General features: G+C 69.2%; 15 protein-coding genes. 5 read left to right on the top strand and 10 right to left on the bottom strand.

What is annotated here, in order from left to right; genetic code table 11:
* The 3 genes from B2U11_RS07485 to recA form a co-directional block, all read left to right on the top strand.
* A partial coding sequence (locus B2U11_RS07485; RefSeq protein WP_292070885.1) for a M28 family peptidase occupies positions 1 to 1,302 on the top strand: 1,302 nt, incomplete at its 5' end.
* 64 nt (positions 1,303 to 1,366) lie between these two features.
* On the top strand, positions 1,367 to 3,034 hold the full coding sequence (locus tag B2U11_RS07480) for an MHYT domain-containing protein (protein ID WP_292070884.1): 1,668 nt from the start codon (positions 1,367 to 1,369) through the stop codon (positions 3,032 to 3,034).
* A gap of 143 nt (positions 3,035 to 3,177) precedes the next feature.
* Entirely contained in the window at positions 3,178 to 4,260 is a 1,083-nt protein-coding gene (recA, locus tag B2U11_RS07475) for a recombinase RecA (RefSeq protein WP_292070883.1), read from the top strand.
* A 113-nt stretch (positions 4,261 to 4,373) separates the two neighbouring features.
* Here recA and B2U11_RS07470 read toward each other — a convergent pair whose 3' ends face one another.
* From B2U11_RS07470 to B2U11_RS07435, 8 genes are all read right to left on the bottom strand, one after another.
* Positions 4,374 to 4,781 (bottom strand): DUF1801 domain-containing protein, encoded by a 408-nt coding sequence (locus B2U11_RS07470; protein ID WP_292070882.1) that lies wholly within the window; start codon positions 4,779 to 4,781, stop codon positions 4,374 to 4,376.
* A gap of 2 nt (positions 4,782 to 4,783) precedes the next feature.
* Positions 4,784 to 6,202 (bottom strand): NAD(P)(+) transhydrogenase (Re/Si-specific) subunit beta, encoded by a 1,419-nt coding sequence (locus B2U11_RS07465; protein WP_292070881.1) that lies wholly within the window; start codon positions 6,200 to 6,202, stop codon positions 4,784 to 4,786.
* A gap of 22 nt (positions 6,203 to 6,224) precedes the next feature.
* Positions 6,225 to 6,491, bottom strand: a complete 267-nt coding sequence (locus B2U11_RS07460) for a hypothetical protein (RefSeq protein WP_292070880.1) — start codon at positions 6,489 to 6,491, stop codon at positions 6,225 to 6,227.
* Complete coding sequence (locus tag B2U11_RS07455; RefSeq protein WP_292070879.1) at positions 6,488 to 6,811, bottom strand: NAD(P) transhydrogenase subunit alpha; 324 nt, start codon at positions 6,809 to 6,811, stop codon at positions 6,488 to 6,490. Before B2U11_RS07455 ends, B2U11_RS07460 begins: the two co-directional genes overlap by 4 nt.
* Before the next feature lie 7 nt (positions 6,812 to 6,818).
* Complete coding sequence (locus tag B2U11_RS07450; protein WP_292070878.1) at positions 6,819 to 7,097, bottom strand: hypothetical protein; 279 nt, start codon at positions 7,095 to 7,097, stop codon at positions 6,819 to 6,821.
* Positions 7,094 to 8,227, bottom strand: a complete 1,134-nt coding sequence (locus tag B2U11_RS07445; RefSeq protein ID WP_292070877.1) for a Re/Si-specific NAD(P)(+) transhydrogenase subunit alpha — start codon at positions 8,225 to 8,227, stop codon at positions 7,094 to 7,096. Before B2U11_RS07445 ends, B2U11_RS07450 begins: the two co-directional genes overlap by 4 nt.
* Before the next feature lie 273 nt (positions 8,228 to 8,500).
* Positions 8,501 to 8,770 carry an aa3-type cytochrome c oxidase subunit IV gene (locus B2U11_RS07440; RefSeq protein ID WP_292070876.1) on the bottom strand — a complete coding sequence of 90 codons (270 nt, stop codon included), beginning with the start codon at positions 8,768 to 8,770 and terminating at the stop codon, positions 8,501 to 8,503.
* A gap of 132 nt (positions 8,771 to 8,902) precedes the next feature.
* A complete protein-coding gene (locus B2U11_RS07435) occupies positions 8,903 to 10,699 on the bottom strand; it encodes a M3 family oligoendopeptidase (protein WP_292070875.1) in 1,797 nt (598 codons plus the stop codon).
* A gap of 95 nt (positions 10,700 to 10,794) precedes the next feature.
* Between B2U11_RS07435 and B2U11_RS07430 the strand changes: the two genes are divergently transcribed.
* Both B2U11_RS07430 and B2U11_RS07425 read left to right on the top strand, forming a co-directional pair.
* On the top strand, positions 10,795 to 12,552 hold the full coding sequence (locus B2U11_RS07430; protein WP_292070874.1) for a DUF4153 domain-containing protein: 1,758 nt from the start codon (positions 10,795 to 10,797) through the stop codon (positions 12,550 to 12,552).
* Between the two features lie 109 nt (positions 12,553 to 12,661).
* On the top strand, positions 12,662 to 14,116 hold the full coding sequence (locus B2U11_RS07425) for a sigma-54-dependent transcriptional regulator (RefSeq protein WP_292070873.1): 1,455 nt from the start codon (positions 12,662 to 12,664) through the stop codon (positions 14,114 to 14,116).
* 162 nt (positions 14,117 to 14,278) lie between these two features.
* On the opposite strand, the gene B2U11_RS07420 is transcribed toward B2U11_RS07425, so the two are convergent.
* Together B2U11_RS07420 and B2U11_RS07415 are read right to left on the bottom strand one after the other, a co-directional pair.
* The gene (locus tag B2U11_RS07420; RefSeq protein ID WP_414632947.1) at positions 14,279 to 14,677 is read right to left on the bottom strand and encodes a hypothetical protein; all 399 of its coding nucleotides are present in this window, start codon (positions 14,675 to 14,677) and stop codon (positions 14,279 to 14,281) included.
* Positions 14,678 to 14,688: 11 nt separating this feature from the next.
* Positions 14,689 to 14,964, bottom strand: coding sequence for a DUF2312 domain-containing protein (locus B2U11_RS07415; RefSeq protein ID WP_135063746.1), 276 nt, complete (start codon positions 14,962 to 14,964; stop codon positions 14,689 to 14,691).
* Between the last annotated feature and the right edge of the window lie 157 nt (positions 14,965 to 15,121).

Below are 15,121 nucleotides of genomic sequence, written 5' to 3'. Positions count from 1 at the left end.
GCGCGCGGCGGCGGCGGCCGGGCCATGATGTTCGAGACCGGCGCGGGCAACGCCTATACCATCGCGGAGTATTCGAAGGCCACGCGCCACGCCACGGGCGGCCCGTCCAGCAACGCTTTGGCGGTGTTCGTCTATCGCCTGATGCCCAACGGCACGGACTTCACCGTGGCCGCGCAGCGGGGGCTGGCCGGGGTCAATTTCGCCTTCATCGGCCGACCGGCGCAGTATCATTCGCCGACATCCACGCCCGAGGCCCTGGACCAGGGCAGCCTTCAGCACATCGGGTCGCAGGCGCTGGAGACGGCCGACCGTTTCCTGCGCGCCGAAGCCCTCCCGCAGGCGACCCGCAACACGGTTTACGCCGACGTCTTCGGCCTGGTCGTCCTGCGCCACCCGCCCCAGGCCGGCTGGTTGCTGTTGGCGCTGGCCGGGGGATTGACGGGTTTCGCGGCTTGGGGCGCGCGTCATGCCCGGAACCTGCGCTGGCGCGACGTCGGGACCGGCGCGGCGGACGGCCTGTGGCTGCTGGCGACGGGGGTGGTGTTGGCCCAGGCGACGCGAGCGCTGGGCGGCCCGATCGGGGGACGCATCGATTCGCCCGAGACCTATTACACCCTGCTGCGACGCCTGCCCTGGATGGAAGCAGGCGTGGCCCTGGCCCTGCTTGCGGCCGCCTTGCTGGTGTTGGCCGGCCGGGGGCGCATGGACAAACGCGTGACGGCGGGCGTGATCGTCGCGGCGGTCGCCGTGGGACTGGGGCTGGGCGGTTTCGATCCGATCCTGGTCGGAGCCGGGATTTTGTCCTTGGGCCTGAGCTTCTGGCCGCGGGTCGCAACCGACGACCGTTCCGGCGGCCTGTGGGGCGGATGGCTGGGGCTGATCCTGCTGGTCCTGGTGTTCGGCGCGGCCGCGCAAAGCGCGGCGCCCGAGGCGGCCTTCCTTCTGATCTGGACCGCGCTGGCGGCGTCGATGGCGGCCGCGGGCTCGGCCCTGATCGGAGCGCGGCTTGAGGGATGGCGGTCGCTTCTGCCGCCCCTGGTCGCCACCGCAGGGGTCGGCGGCTGGCTGTTGGCCCAGGGGCACGGCGTCTTTCTGGGGGTAGGCATGGACCTGGCTGGCGCACTGGTCCTGATCGCCCTGTTGGTCCTGATGCTGGCGCGGCCGCTGGCGCCCGTCGCTCTGTCGGCGCGCCGCACCCTGGCCGCCACGGCCGCGGCGGCTCTGCTGCTGGGCTGCGGCCTGTCGCTGGCGGGACGGGCGGCCGAGCCCCCGCCTGCGCCGCAAGCCGTCGTCATTCCCTGAAAAGGCCTTCGATCCGACGCCGCTTCCGGGTTATGGCTGAGACACGTCAGACTGAGCCTTCCGCTTGCACCATACCCACTTGATCGTCAGCCTGTTCTTCGTCCTGTCCCTGGCGGTCGCTGTCTTGGGCGCCTGGACGGCGCTGGATCTGTTCAACCGGATGCGGACGCACCTGGGCTCGGCCCGGTTGCGTTGGCTGGCGGTGGCGGCTTTGACGCTGGGGGCCAGCATCTGGTCGATGCATTTCATCGCCATGCTGGGATTCGATCCCGGCAGCCCGGTCGCCTACGACGTGAGCCTGACACTGGCGTCCTTCCTGCTGGCGACGGCGGGCACGGCCATCGCCTTTCTCACCGCCGCGCGACGACGCGCCGGCGCGGTGCGTCTGATCATTGCCGGGACGGTCATGGGCCTGGCCATCGCGGCCATGCATTATGTCGGCATGGCTGCGATGCGGACAGCCGCCGTGCTGGATTATCGTCCGGGGCTGGTCGCACTCTCGGTGCTGATCGCGGTCGCGGCGTCCATCGCCGCGCTGTTCGCCGCGCGCGAGGACCGCACCCTTCGATGGCGCCTTGTGGCGGCTATGGCGCTGGGCGCGGCCATCGTGGCCATGCACCATGTCGGCATGGCCGCTCTGGTCCTGATTCCGGCGGAGGCGACCCGGGGCGCGGGCGAGGCCGCCCCTCTGATGCTGGCGGTGGCGGTGACGGCCGGATCCGTCGCGGTCCTGTTTCTGGCCCTGGGAGCCTCGGTCTTCGATCAGCGGACGAATGTGCTTTCGGCCATAGACGCGGGCGGGGTCGGCTTCTGGGAGGCGCAGTTGCCGCTGAGGCCGCCCGTGGTCTCGGCCCGCGCCCGTCAAATTCTGGGCATCGCGCCGGATGCGCGATTGGGCGCCAGCGAGATCGGCGACCGCCTTTCGCCCGAGGACCTGCCTCGCCACCACGCCGCCCTGGCCCGAGCCGTGGCGGGAGACGATGACTATGACCAGGAATGGTTCATCCCCGGCGTCGGCCGCTGGATACACCTGCGCGGCCGATTGATCCGCAGCCGCTCGGGCCGTCCCGTGCGGATGTCGGGGGTCATTACCGACGTCACGGACCGGCGCCAGGCCTTCGCCGCCCTGGCCGACAGCGAGCGCCAGCAGCGCGTGCTGATCAACGAGTTGAACCATCGCGTGAAGAACAGCCTGGCCACCGTCCAGTCCATCGCCCGTCAGACCGCACGGCGCGCGCCCGACCTGGCCAGCTTCATCCCGCTGTTCGAGGCGCGTCTGTTGGCCCTGTCGAACACGCAGAACCTTCTGACGGCGGGGCGCTGGGAAAGCGTCCCGCTCCGCGATCTGCTGGATCAGGAGTTGTCTCCTTTCGCCGAGGAGCAGGTGCGCCTGAGCGGTCCGGATGTGCGACTGGACCCGCGCCAGACGCTGAGCCTGGGCCTGGCCTTTCACGAATTGGCGACCAACGCCGCCAAGTACGGGGCCCTGTCCACGCCCAACGGCTGCGTGCGCGTCGACTGGTCCGTGGACGCCCGCCACCTGCGGCTCGACTGGGTCGAGACGGGCGGACCCACGGTCGTGGCCCCCGCCCGACGCGGCTTCGGCTCCCAGCTGATCGAGGCGGCGGTCAATCGGGACCTGGATGGCTCGGCGGCCCTGGCCTATCCGCCTGAAGGCTTCACCTTCAGCCTGCGTCTGCCGCTCGCGGATACGACAGAAACGGACGCCTAGGATCAAGTGTTCTCGTTTTGATCGAGAGAACATCTTGTGAACGAGAACAAACCATGCACATAGTCCCTTCACCAACGGGGGCGGGTCCATGGCGGGTCTCTCCCAGGCTTCAGATGGGAATCATGGCAAGGGAGACGGGTAAGATGGCTTCACAGGCGGCATTGAAATTGGTGGGCAAGGAAGACGGCGACAAGCAGCGCGCGCTGGAGGCGGCGATCGCCCAGATCGACCGCGCCTTCGGCAAGGGCTCGGTGATGAAGCTGGGCAAGGCCGGTCAGGTGGCCGAGATCGAAAGCGTCTCGACCGGCTCGCTGGGCCTGGACATGGCGCTGGGCATCGGTGGCCTGCCGGTCGGGCGGGTGATCGAGGTGTTCGGCCCGGAATCGTCGGGCAAGACCACCCTGGCCTTGCACACCGTGGCCGAGGTGCAGAAGAAGGGCGGCGTGGCCGCCTTCGTCGACGCCGAGCACGCACTGGACCCGGTCTACGCCCAGAAGCTGGGGGTGAATCTGGACGACCTTCTGGTGTCGCAGCCGGACGCCGGCGAACAGGCGCTGGAGATCGTCGACACTCTGGTCCGCTCGGGCGCGGTGGACATCGTCGTCGTGGACTCCGTCGCGGCCCTGACGCCGCGCGCGGAAATCGAAGGCGAGATGGGCGACAGCCTGCCCGGCCTTCAGGCGCGGTTGATGAGCCAGGCGTTGCGCAAGCTGACCGCCTCCATTTCCAAGTCCAAGTGCATCGTCCTGTTCATCAACCAGATCCGCCACAAGATCGGGGTGATGTACGGGTCTCCGGAGACGACCACGGGCGGCAATGCGCTGAAGTTCTACGCCTCGGTGCGCCTGGACATCCGCCGCACCGGCGCGATCAAGAACCGCGACGAGGTGGTCGGCAACACCACCCGCGTCAAGGTGGTCAAGAACAAGGTCGCCCCGCCGTTCCGCGAGGTCATCTTCGACATCATGTACGGCGAAGGCATTTCCAAGCTGGGCGAGGTCATCGACCTGGGCGTCAAGGCGGGGATCATCGAGAAGTCGGGCAGTTGGTTCAGCTATGACTCGACCCGCATCGGCCAGGGCCGCGAGAATGTGCGCGAGTTTCTGAAGCAGAACCCCGACATCGCCGACCAGATCGAGAAGGCGGTGCGCCAGTCGACCAACAAGATCGCCGACGACATGCTGGGCGCGCCCGAGCCTGACGAAGGCCAGAATCTGGAAGGCTAAGGCCCTCCCACCGACACTCCGCCGTCGCCCTCGCGACCCGCCACCGACCCCGCGAGGGTCGGCGGAGCCGCCCGCCCGACCCCCATGTCGGGCGGGCCTCTTCTTGTTCGGGCCTAACCGCCGTACCGGGTGCGCATTGAGGCGACTGAGCGGTCGATGATCTGGCGCAGAACCGCCCGGTCGATATCGGCCAACCGGTTGAGGTAAAGGCAGGAACTGCCCGTCTTGTGCTTGCCCAGACGCGCCAGAAGGTCAGACTGCCCCTCGAAGCCCGGCATCACGTAAAGGACAAGATTGGCCTTGCGCGGCGAAAAGCCCACCAGGGGCCAGTCGCCGGTAGGGCTGCGGTAGCTGCCGAAGCCGATGATCGACGCGCCCCACAGCACCGGGGGCTCGGCGGTCGCTTCGCCCATCATGGCGCAGATCGAGTCGGCGTCCGCTCGCCGGGTCGGATTCTCGACAGCGGCAATGAAATCCGGGACCGAGGCGTCCGTCGGCCGTGTCTTGGGTTCGGCGGCCATGGCTACAGCCCCTTCACGATCCCCTCGACCATCTTCTTGGCGTCGGCGAACAGCATCATGGTGTTGTCGCGGAAGAAGAGCTCGTTCTCGACCCCGGCGTAGCCCGAGCCCATGCCGCGCTTGATGAACAGCACTGTGCTGGCCTTCTCCACGTCCAGCACCGGCATGCCGAAGATGGGCGATTGCGGGTCGGTCTTGGCGGCGGGGTTGGTGACGTCGTTGGCGCCGATGACGAAGGCGACGTCGGCGGTGGAGAATTCCGAGTTGATGTCCTCCAGCTCGAACACCTCGTCATAGGGGACGTTGGCCTCGGCCAGCAGGACGTTCATGTGGCCCGGCATGCGGCCGGCGACGGGGTGGATGGCGTATTTCACCTCGACCCCCTCCTCCTTCAGCTTGTCGGCCATCTCGCGCAGCGCATGCTGGGCCTGGGCCACCGCCATGCCGTAGCCGGGGACGATGATGACCTTGGACGCGTTCTTCATGATGAAGGCCGCATCCTCGGCCGAGCCCTGCTTGACGGGCCGCGCCTCCTTGGCGCCGCCCGCGCCGGCGGCGACATCGCCGCCGAAGCCGCCCAGGATGACGCTGATAAAGCTGCGGTTCATCCCCTTGCACATGATGTAGCTGAGGATGGCGCCGGACGACCCGACCAAGGCGCCGGTGATGATCAGGGCGATGTTTTCGAGCGTGAAGCCCAGGGCGGCCGCGGCCCAGCCGGAGTAGGAGTTCAGCATCGACACCACCACCGGCATGTCGGCGCCGCCGATGGGGATGATCAGCGTCGCGCCCAGAATCAGGCTGAGAACGAAGACGCCCCAGAAGGCCCAGGTGGCGGTCCCGCCGGACCCGATCATGACGCCGATCAGCAGCACCAGCGCCAGGCCCAGGGCGATGTTGATCAGGTGGCGCGCCGGCAGCAGGATCGGCGCGCCCGACATGTTGCCGTTCAGCTTGGCGAAGGCGATCACCGACCCGGTGAAGGTGATGGCCCCGATGGCGACGCCCAGGCTCAGCTCGATGATCGACAGGGTCTTGATGCCGGCCCCGTCGGCCGAGAGGATGCCGAAGGCGCCCGGCGCATAGACGGCCCCGATGGCCACCAGACAGGCGGCCAGGCCGACCAGGCTGTGGAAGGCGGCGACCAGCTGCGGCATGTCGGTCATGGCGACCTTGCGCGCGATCAGCGCGCCCGCACCGCCGCCAACGATCACCCCGCCCGCGATCAGCGCCAGGGTCACGGCGTCCAGCGCGCCGGTCGTCCCCAACGTCAGCAGGGTGACGGCGATCGCCAGCGCCATGCCAACCATGCCGAAGGTGTTGCCCCGACGGCTGGTCTCCGGGCTGGAGAGCCCGCGCAGCGACAGGATGAACAGCACACCCGAAACCAGATAGGCCAACGCGGCCAGCGATGCGTTCATCGTCCGTCCTCCCCCGAAAGTCTCATTGCGTCCGAGCCAGCCGCCACAGGGCGGCGGCGATGAACAGCGGGCCGATGAACATCAGCGCCCATTCGAACACGCCCAGCGGCCGCGCCTGCATCACCACCCGCACCAGAATGGCCGAAAAGACCAGAACGATGCCGCAGTCGTGAAGCCGCTGCCGCTGCAGCGGAACCTTGGTCCCGAACCAGCTCCACAGCCACAGGCCGATCCCGACGGCCGTGGCGACCCACGAAGCGACGATGGCGACATGGGCGGCGTCGGTCATTTGGCAGGTCGCTCCTTCTTCCTATACATGGCCAGCATCCGCCGGGTGACCATGAAGCCGCCGAAGATGTTGACGCTGGCCAGGGTCACGGCCGCGACCCCGGCGCTCTTGGCGACCCAGGCGCCGGGGCCCGTCGCATCACCCGACACGGCCGCCGCCGCGATCAGGCCGCCGACGATGATGACGCTGGAAATGGCGTTGGTCACGGCCATCAGCGGCGTGTGCAGCGCCGGCGTCACGCTCCAGACGACATAATAGCCGACGAAGATGGCCAGCACGAAGATGGCCAGGCGGAAGACGGTGGGATCGACGTGTTCCATAGACTGCTCACCCCTGAGGTTTGCTGGCGGCTTCTGACACGGGCGCAGAGCGAAGGGCGCGCAAGTGCATCTCGATCCGAACCAGAAGGCACAGAGCGCAACCGACGCCCATGGAGATGAAGAGGTAGGGCAGAAGCATCTGGGCGGCCATAATGACCTGATAAATCGGGCTGTCCGCTTCGCGGATCAACGCGGTCGTCACGGCGGTCGCGATATACAGGGCCGGTATCCCGAACACGAGGATCAGCCCTATGCGCCAAGAAAACAGCCCCAGATCCTTGATCATCCCTTCACCCCCTCATGCACCACGGCTCCGCCGTGCGTGACGACAGCGGCTTTCAGGATCTCGTCTTCCAGGTCCACCGCCAGCGCGCCGTCCTTGATCAAAAGGCCCAGGAAGGCGGTCAGGTTGCGGGCGTAGAGGGCGCTGGCGTCGGCGGCGATGCGGCCGGGCAGGTTGGCCCAGCCGACGATGGTGACGCCGTTCGGGGTCGTGACGACCTCGTTCAGCTTCGACCCTTCGACATTGCCGCCCGCCTCTACCGCCAGGTCGACGATGACCGAGCCGGGCTTCATCGAGGCGACGTGGGCGGCGGTCAGCAGCGTCGGCGCCGGGCGGCCGGGGATCAGGGCGGTGGTGATGACCACGTCCTGTTTGACGATGTGGCTGGCGGTCAGCTCGGCCTGCTTGGCCTTGTAGTCGTCCGACATCTCCTTGGCGTAGCCGCCGGCCGTCTGGGCGTTCCTGAACTCCTCGTCCTCGACGGCCAGGAACTTGGCGCCGAGCGATTCCACCTGCTCCTTGGTGGCGGGGCGGACGTCGGTGGCGGTGACGACCGCGCCCAGGCGGCGCGCGGTGGCGATGGCCTGGAGGCCCGCGACGCCCACGCCCATGACGAAGACCTTTGCCGCGGCCACGGTGCCGGCCGCCGTCATCATCATGGGAAAGCCCTTGCCGTAGGCGTAGGCCGCCTCGATCACCGCCCGGTAGCCGGCCAGATTGGCCTGGGACGAGAGCACGTCCATGACCTGGGCGCGGGTGATGCGGGGCACGAACTCCATGGCGAAGGCGGTGGCGCCGGCGCCGCGCAGGGCCTCGACGGTCGCCTTGTCGCGGTAGGCGTCGAGCATGGAGATCACCACGGCGCCCGGCTTCAGGGCACTGGTCTCCTGGGCCGTGGGGCCGCGGACCTTGAGCACGATGTCGGCGCCGTCCAGCACGGCGCGCGTGTCCGGCTTCACCGTCGCGCCGGCGGCCGTGTAGTCCGCGTCGGGAATGGAGGAGCCCAGGCCGGTCCCGGCCTCGACCGCCACGGTCGCGCCCAGGGCGATCAGCTTCTTCACCGTCTCGGGCGTGACGGCGCAGCGTGTTTCTCCCTCGCGACGTTCGCGGGTGACGGCGACAGCGACAGCCAAGCGAATCCCCCTCGTTCTTCTTTCAGAACGAGGTTAGGCCCGTCGGAGGCGGCAGGTCAAAGCGCGAGCGTCGGCGCCGGACCCGTCGCCCGGAAAAACACCGTCTGAATAGTCTGAATAGTGCGAAATCCCGATCGCTGTCCCCGTCCCCGAACCGCGGCGACGCGCGGCCGACCGGAACCTAGCAGACGCCCCGGCTCAGGCGCACCGATCGCATCGCCGAGGGATCAGAGACCGGAATTCACAGGTGATTTTTCCCGGAATTGGGAAGGTTCAGTGGCTCTGGGGCTTGGACTTCAGGGCGAACCCGCCGACGACCGCCAGCACGCCGGCGCCGATCAGGCCGGCGATGAAGCTGCCGCCCGGATGGAACCACATGACCAGGAAGACCAACAGCACGGCCACGCCCAGCGAACCCCACTTGGTCATCGCCATGAACAGGTCGAAGGTCGAGGTCTGCTCGTTGATGGCCATTTCGCCGTGGACGTAGGCCTTGGCGTCGGCGTCGGCGTCGGCGGTGGCGGGATTGTGCGGCTCGGCCATGAGATTCCCCAGTCGTTCTAGGCGGACTTATAGCGGGGCGGGCGCGACGCTCAAGTGCCCGTCGCGGTCCTTGATCGGCGGTTCACCCGTCATCCTCGGGCGTGACCCGAGGATGACCGAGGGCAAGAGGAGTCACCCCAACTGTTCGAACTGATCCACCAACCGCTCCAGACGCCGGCAGCCCACGCTCCAGAAGGCGGGATCGCGGGGGTTCAGATCGAAGGGCTTCAGGGCCTCGACGTAGGTGCGGGTTCCGCCGCCGGCCAGCAGGTCGCGATACAGCGGCGTGAACCCCGCCGGATCGGCGCGGCGCGCCTCCATCAGGGCCGCGACCAGCAGATCGCCGAAGGCGTAGGCGTACACGTAGAACGGCGAGTGCACGAAGTGGCTGACATAGCTCCACCAGTGCTCATAGCCGGGGTTCAGCGTCACGGCGGGGCCCAGCGAGGCGCCCATCTCTTCCAGCCACAGCTCGTTGATCCGCTGTTGCGGCACTTCGCCCTTCTGGCGCTCGTCGTGGAAGCGGGTCTCGAAGCGGTGGAAGGCGATCTGGCGCACCACGGTGTTCAGCCCGTCCTCGATGCGGCCGGCCAGCAGGGCGCGCTGCTCGGCCTTGGACGCGGTGGCCAGCAGCCGGTCGAACGTCAGGCCCTCGGCGAAGATGGAGGCGGTCTCGGCCAGGGTCAGGGGGGTGTCGGCCAGCAGGGTGCCCTGTTCGGCGGCCAGGGTCTGGTGCACGCCGTGACCCAGTTCGTGCGCCAGGGTCAGGACGTCGCGCCGCTCCCCCATCCAGTTCAGGAATACATAGGGGTGGCGGTCGGCGGTGACGGGGTGGGCGTAGGCGCCGGACTGTTTGCCCGGTCGGGCGCGGCCGTCGATCCACGGCTGGTCGAAGAAGCGGCCGGCGCGCTGGGCGAAGTCGCCGCCCAGGTCGGAGAAACTGTCCAGCACGATCTCGCGCCCCTGGCTCCAGGTGAAGGCGCGCGGGGCGGCGGTTCCGATCGGGGCGTTGCGGTCCCAGTGGTCCAGCCGCGTCTTGCCCATCGCCTTCGCCTTCAGCGCGTAATAGCGGTGCGACAGGCGCGGATAGGCCTGGGCGACCGCCTCGGCCATCGCGTCGACCGCCTCGCCGTCCACCTCATTGGCCAGGTGGCGGCTGTCGGCCGGGCGTTTGAAGCCGCGCCAGCGGTCCTCCATCGCCTTGTCGGCGGCGACGGTGTTCAGCACCAGGGCGATGGTCGGGGCGCGGGCCGCCAGCGCCTCGGACAGGCCCTCGGCCGCGGCCTTGCGCCGGGCGGGCTTGGCGTCCGACAGCCGGTTCAGCGCCTCGGCCAGGGTCAGGGTCTCGGTTCCGGCTTTGGCGCGCAGGGCGGCCAGTTGCTCGTCGAACAGGCGCGGCCATTGGGCGGTGATGGGGCCGCGTTCGGCGATGAAGGTCTCCAGCTCCGCCGACAGCTCGTGCGGCTTCATCGTCCGCACCCGGCGCAGCCAGGGCCGCCAGCGCGCGGCGGCTCCATTGGCCGCCAGGGCCGCTTCGAGCTGGTCGTCGTCGATCTGGTTGATCTCCAGCGTCAGCCAGACGGTGGGGGTGGCGATGGCCGTGATCTTTTCGCGCACGTCCGCCTCGAACCCCTGCGCGCCCGCGTCGTCGCGCGCGGTGGAGGCGGCCAGGAAGGCGTAGGCGCCCAGCGCCCCCAGCCGGTCCGACGCCTGTTCGTACAGGGTGATCGCCCGGTCCAGCGTCGCGCCCAGCGCCGCCGGATCGGTCCGCTCGCCCGCCAGACGCCCCTGCAGCCCGTTCAACTCGTCGACCAGGGCGCGCGCCTGGGTCATGTCCGCGGCGAGGCGAGCGTCGTCGCGCGAGCCGTAGAGGTCTGACAGGTCCCACAGGGGGGCTTCGGTGTCGGGGGTCTTGAAGGGGGCGTTCATGGCCCCTGTTGTGGGGACCTTCGGCCGGCCTCGCAACCGCGAGAGGCCTTCGCGCGACGGTTTCGTTGTGCCAGCCTGTCGCAAAGGAGAGGCGGATGGACCTGACCCACGACACCGGACGCAGCGGCCTGGGGGGCGAGCGGCGGCTGTTCGCCGCGCGCCTGATCACCGGCCTGATCCAGGGCGTGGCGCTCTATGCGCTGTATTTCGCGGGCGAGCATGGCCTGTGGCCGCGCACCCAGCCGGCGACGTTCGGCGCCCTGGCGCTGGCGGCCGGCTATGCGCCGGTGGTGGTTCTGGCGGGCGTCGGGCGGCTTTCGCCCCGGACCCTGGCGATCTGGACGGCGGCGGCGGCGGTGGTTCTGGCCCTGCTGGGCTGGCACGACGTGAACCGGCGGGTGCTGGAAAGCTGGGTTCAGCCGCCGTTCCTGAGCTTTCCGACGATGGCGTTCGGGGCGGCGGCGCTGTTCATCGCCCACCATCTGATCGTGCCGGCGGTGCGGGCCGGGCGCTGGATCGCGCCCTACGCCGACTATTTCGACATCGCCTGGAAGGCCGGCGTTCAGCTGGCGATGTCGCTGGCCTTCACCGGCGCCTTCTGGCTGGTGCTGCACCTGGGCGCCGCCCTGTTCAAAGTGATCGGGATCGACGCCCTGGGCGACCTGCTGGGCCAGGCGTGGTTCGCCATGCCGGTGCTGTGCCTGGCCTTCGCCACGGCGGTGCAGCTGACCGACGTGCGCGACGGGCTGATCCGGGGCGTGCGGACGGTCGCGCTGATGCTGCTGTCGTGGCTGACGCCGGTGATGGTGGTGCTGACCGCCGGCTTCCTGGCCGCCCTGCCCTTCACTGGGCTGGAGGGGTTGTGGGGCACGCGCAGCGCGACGGCCCTGGTGCTGTCGGCGGCGGGGGCGCTGATCGTGCTGATCAACACGGCCTATCAGGACGGGCGGCCCGACAACCGGCCGCCGACGGCGCTGTGCTGGACCGTCCGGGCCGGCGGCGTGTTGCTGGTCCCCCTGGTGGGCCTGGCCTTCTGGGGGCTGATGCTGCGAATCGGGCAGCACGGGCTGACGCCGGATCGGATCATCGCCCTGGCCTGCGCCGCGGTCGGGGCGGTCTATGCGGCCGGCTATCTGCTGGCGGCCGTGCGGCGGGGCGAGTGGATGCGGCCGCTGGAGCGGACGAACTTCGCCGCCGCCGTGCTGTCGGTCGGGCTGATCCTGGCGCTGTTCAGTCCGGTGCTGGACCCGGCGCGTCTGGCCGTCGCCGATCAGGTCGCGCGGCTGGAGCGCGGCGCGGTGAAGACCGACGACTTCGACTACGACTTCCTGCGTTTCGACAGCGGCAGGGCGGGGCGCGCGGCGCTGGACCGGCTGGCGCGATCAGATGACGCCGAGGTCGCACGGTTGGCCAAGGCGGCGCGGCAGCGCGACGCCCGGGATTACAGCGACCCGGCCGAGCGGCGCCGTCGCGCCGAACGGGTCCGGCTGCACCCCGCGCCGGGCCAGACCGTGCCGGCCGAGCTGACGGCGCAGATCGACAGCCTGGCCGATGTGCTGAACCTGTGCGGAGGGCAGGAAGGCTGCACGGTGCGGCCCATCGATCTGGATGGCGACGGACGCGATGAGGCGCTGGTCGCGGCGCCTTTCGTCGTGCTGGCGCTGGCGCGGGATCCAGGCGGCGACTGGCGCGTGGCGGGGCGCTATGGCGCGGGGTGCCCCTCGGCCAAGTCCGACAGCCTGGCCCAGGCGCTGGCGCGGGGCGTCGCCACGGCGCCGGCCGCCCTGCCCGATCTGGTCGTCGGCGGGCGGCGCCTGCAGGCCCAGCCCCAGATCGACTGCGATGTCCGTTAATCCCCTGCTCACCACGCCGCACAACCCGATTTTCACCCCGTCGGCCTAGGAATCGTCCCGAAACGAGCCAGCCCTTTCGAGGCCGGCCGCCGGTGATGACGAGGTTTCCATGGCCAAGACCGTTCTGGTCGTCGACGACGATCCGACCCAGCGCCGCCTGATCCAGGCGGTGCTGGAACGCGACGGCTATGCGGTCGTGCACGCCTCGGGCGGGGGCGAGGCCATCGACCGTATGACGCGCGGCGGAAGCGCCGACGTGGTGCTGCTGGACATGGTGATGCCGGAGATGTCGGGCATGGAATGCCTGGCCGAACTGCGCAGCGCGGGCGTGACCACGCCGGTGATCGTGCTGACCGCCAATGCGGGCGTGGAGGCGGTGGTCAAGGCCATGCAGGCGGGGGCCCAGGACTTCTTCGTCAAGCCGGTCAGTCCCGAGCGGCTGCTGATCGGGGTGTCGAACGCCTTGCAGCTGACCCAGCTGAGCGCCGAGGTCGGGCGACTGACCAAGAAGGCGCAAGGCCGCGCCAGCTTCGACGACATCGTGGGCGACAGCGCGCCGATGCGGCTGGTCAAGGCGCTGGGCGCGCGGGCGGCCAAGTCGTCCATCCCCGTGCTGATCACCGGCGAGAGCGGCGTCGGCAAGGAGGTCATCGCCCGCGCCCTGCACGGCGCCAGCGACCGGGCCGGCAAGCCCTTCGTGGCGGTCAACTGCGGCGCCTTGCCCGCCAACCTGGCGGAATCCATCCTGTTCGGACACGAGAAGGGCGCCTTCACCGGGGCGGTGGAGAAGACGCTGGGCAAGTTCCGCGAGGCGGACGGCGGCACCCTGTTCCTGGACGAAATCGGCGAACTGCCGCTTGACCTGCAGGTCAAGCTGCTGCGCGCGCTGCAGGAGGGCGAGATCGACCCCGTCGGCGGCAAGCGGCCGGTGAAGATCGACGTGCGCATCGTCTCGGCCACCAATCGCGACCCGGACCAGCAGGTCAGGGACGGCGCGTTCCGCGAAGACCTGTTCTATCGCCTGAACGTCTTTCCGATCGAGGCTCCGTCGCTGCGCGACCGGCGCGAGGACATCCCCGCCCTGGTCGAGCACTTCATCGCCCGCTTCAACGCCGAGGAGGGCAAGCGCATCGCCGGCTGCGCGCCCGAGACGATGGCCCTGCTGCAGGCCCACGACTGGCCCGGCAATGTGCGCCAACTGGAGAATGCGGTGTTCCGCGCCATCGTCCTGGCCGACGCGCCCTTCCTGCAGCCGCACGACTTTCCCGCCATCTCGGGCGTGGCCGCGCCCATGCCTGCGGTCCAGCCTCACGCCCAGCCCGTAGCGCCCGCGACGGCCTATGGCGACCTGCCGCCCCTGCCCGACCAGCCGATCCGCATCCTGGACGACCGGGGCCACCTGCGCACCCTGGACGACATCGAGCGCGATCTGATCCAGCACGCCATCGAGGTCTATTCCGGCCACATGAGCGAGATCGCGCGTCGCCTGGGGATCGGGCGATCCACCCTCTATCGCAAGGTGCGCGAACAGGGGCTGGAGGGTCAGCTGAAGGAGGCGGGGTGAGGCTTTCCGTATCCTCCCTGACGCGCAGCGAGGGGGAGGTGGCGCGGCGCTTCTTCAGCGCCGTGACGGAGGGGTTTTTTCCCCATCGGTGACGCCCTTGCGGCTTTAAGAGCCCCTCCACCGCTTCGCGGTCCCCCTCCCCATTGAATGGGGAGGAGACGGTCAGTCGTCCTTCTTCCGCCCCCACCGTCGCTTCGGCTCCTCACCCTTGGCCTTGGCGGTGATTTCCTTGAGCTTGCGGCCCTGCATGGCCGACAGGGCCTGACCCGGCGCGCCCTTTTCGGGATCGGCGAAGGCGCGGCCGTGGGTGCTGACGCGGTCGGAGACGGACTCGAGGAATTCGCCCTCCCATTCGGACAGCGAAACGCCCGCCTTCTCTGCCGAGCGGCGGGCGCGTTTCAGGGCGTTGAGCGCGGCGCGTTTGGCGGCTTCGCGCTGCTGATCCCAAGGGCTCGGCAGCTTGTCCTTGGGCGCGCTACCGCCCTTCGGGCTGCTTGAGCGCGGTCTTTTCGCGCTTGAGCGCGAAAGTCCTGCGCCTGGCTTGAAGGGCGTGCGCTTCAAGCCCTGTCGCCTCAGACCTCGCCGAGCGCCGACAGGTAGAGGTCCAGGATGGCCTCTTCCTCCTGGCGCTTGGCCTTGTCCTGCTTCCTGATGCGGATGACCTTGCGCAGGACCTTGACGTCGTAGCCCTCGCCCTTGGCCTCGGCGAAGACCTCCTTCATGTCGGTCATGACGGCCTGCTTGTCCTCCTCGAGCCGCTCCAGGCGCTCGATGATGGTGCGGAGACGGCCTTGGGCCGTGGCGGTCAGGACGTCGGGCGAGGCGTCGAAGGCGGCGTCGTCGGCCATGATGGGAAAACTCCAGAAATCAGGCGCGGACGCTAACCATGCCGGACCGCGCGGCTCAACCGCGAACACGAAAAAGGCCGCGGACAAAGTCCGCAGCCTGTGGATCGTAGGGTTTTCCCTTTGCGCTATCGCCCGTTGGGCTGCTTGAGCGCATTTC

Origin of the sequence: Brevundimonas sp. UBA7534 (genome assembly GCF_002479325.1) — a bacterium.
Lineage (GTDB): Bacteria > Pseudomonadota > Alphaproteobacteria > Caulobacterales > Caulobacteraceae > Brevundimonas.
This window is presented reverse-complemented; position numbering and strand designations above follow the sequence as displayed.

Excerpts from the sequence above, each read along its gene's own strand:
- recA (WP_292070883.1), top strand. The coding sequence starts at position 3,178 with ATGGCTTCACAGGCGGCATTGAAATTGGTGGGCAAGGAAGACGGCGAC.
- B2U11_RS07470 (WP_292070882.1), bottom strand. The coding sequence starts at position 4,781 with ATGGCCGCCGAACCCAAGACACGGCCGACGGACGCCTCGGTCCCGGAT.
- B2U11_RS07465 (WP_292070881.1), bottom strand. The coding sequence starts at position 6,202 with ATGAACGCATCGCTGGCCGCGTTGGCCTATCTGGTTTCGGGTGTGCTG.
- B2U11_RS07460 (WP_292070880.1), bottom strand. The coding sequence starts at position 6,491 with ATGACCGACGCCGCCCATGTCGCCATCGTCGCTTCGTGGGTCGCCACG.
- B2U11_RS07455 (WP_292070879.1), bottom strand. The coding sequence starts at position 6,811 with ATGGAACACGTCGATCCCACCGTCTTCCGCCTGGCCATCTTCGTGCTG.
- B2U11_RS07450 (WP_292070878.1), bottom strand. The coding sequence starts at position 7,097 with ATGATCAAGGATCTGGGGCTGTTTTCTTGGCGCATAGGGCTGATCCTC.
- B2U11_RS07440 (WP_292070876.1), bottom strand. The coding sequence starts at position 8,770 with ATGGCCGAGCCGCACAATCCCGCCACCGCCGACGCCGACGCCGACGCC.
- B2U11_RS07435 (WP_292070875.1), bottom strand. The coding sequence starts at position 10,699 with ATGAACGCCCCCTTCAAGACCCCCGACACCGAAGCCCCCCTGTGGGAC.
- B2U11_RS07430 (WP_292070874.1), top strand. The coding sequence starts at position 10,795 with ATGGACCTGACCCACGACACCGGACGCAGCGGCCTGGGGGGCGAGCGG.
- B2U11_RS07425 (WP_292070873.1), top strand. The coding sequence starts at position 12,662 with ATGGCCAAGACCGTTCTGGTCGTCGACGACGATCCGACCCAGCGCCGC.
- B2U11_RS07415 (WP_135063746.1), bottom strand. The coding sequence starts at position 14,964 with ATGGCCGACGACGCCGCCTTCGACGCCTCGCCCGACGTCCTGACCGCC.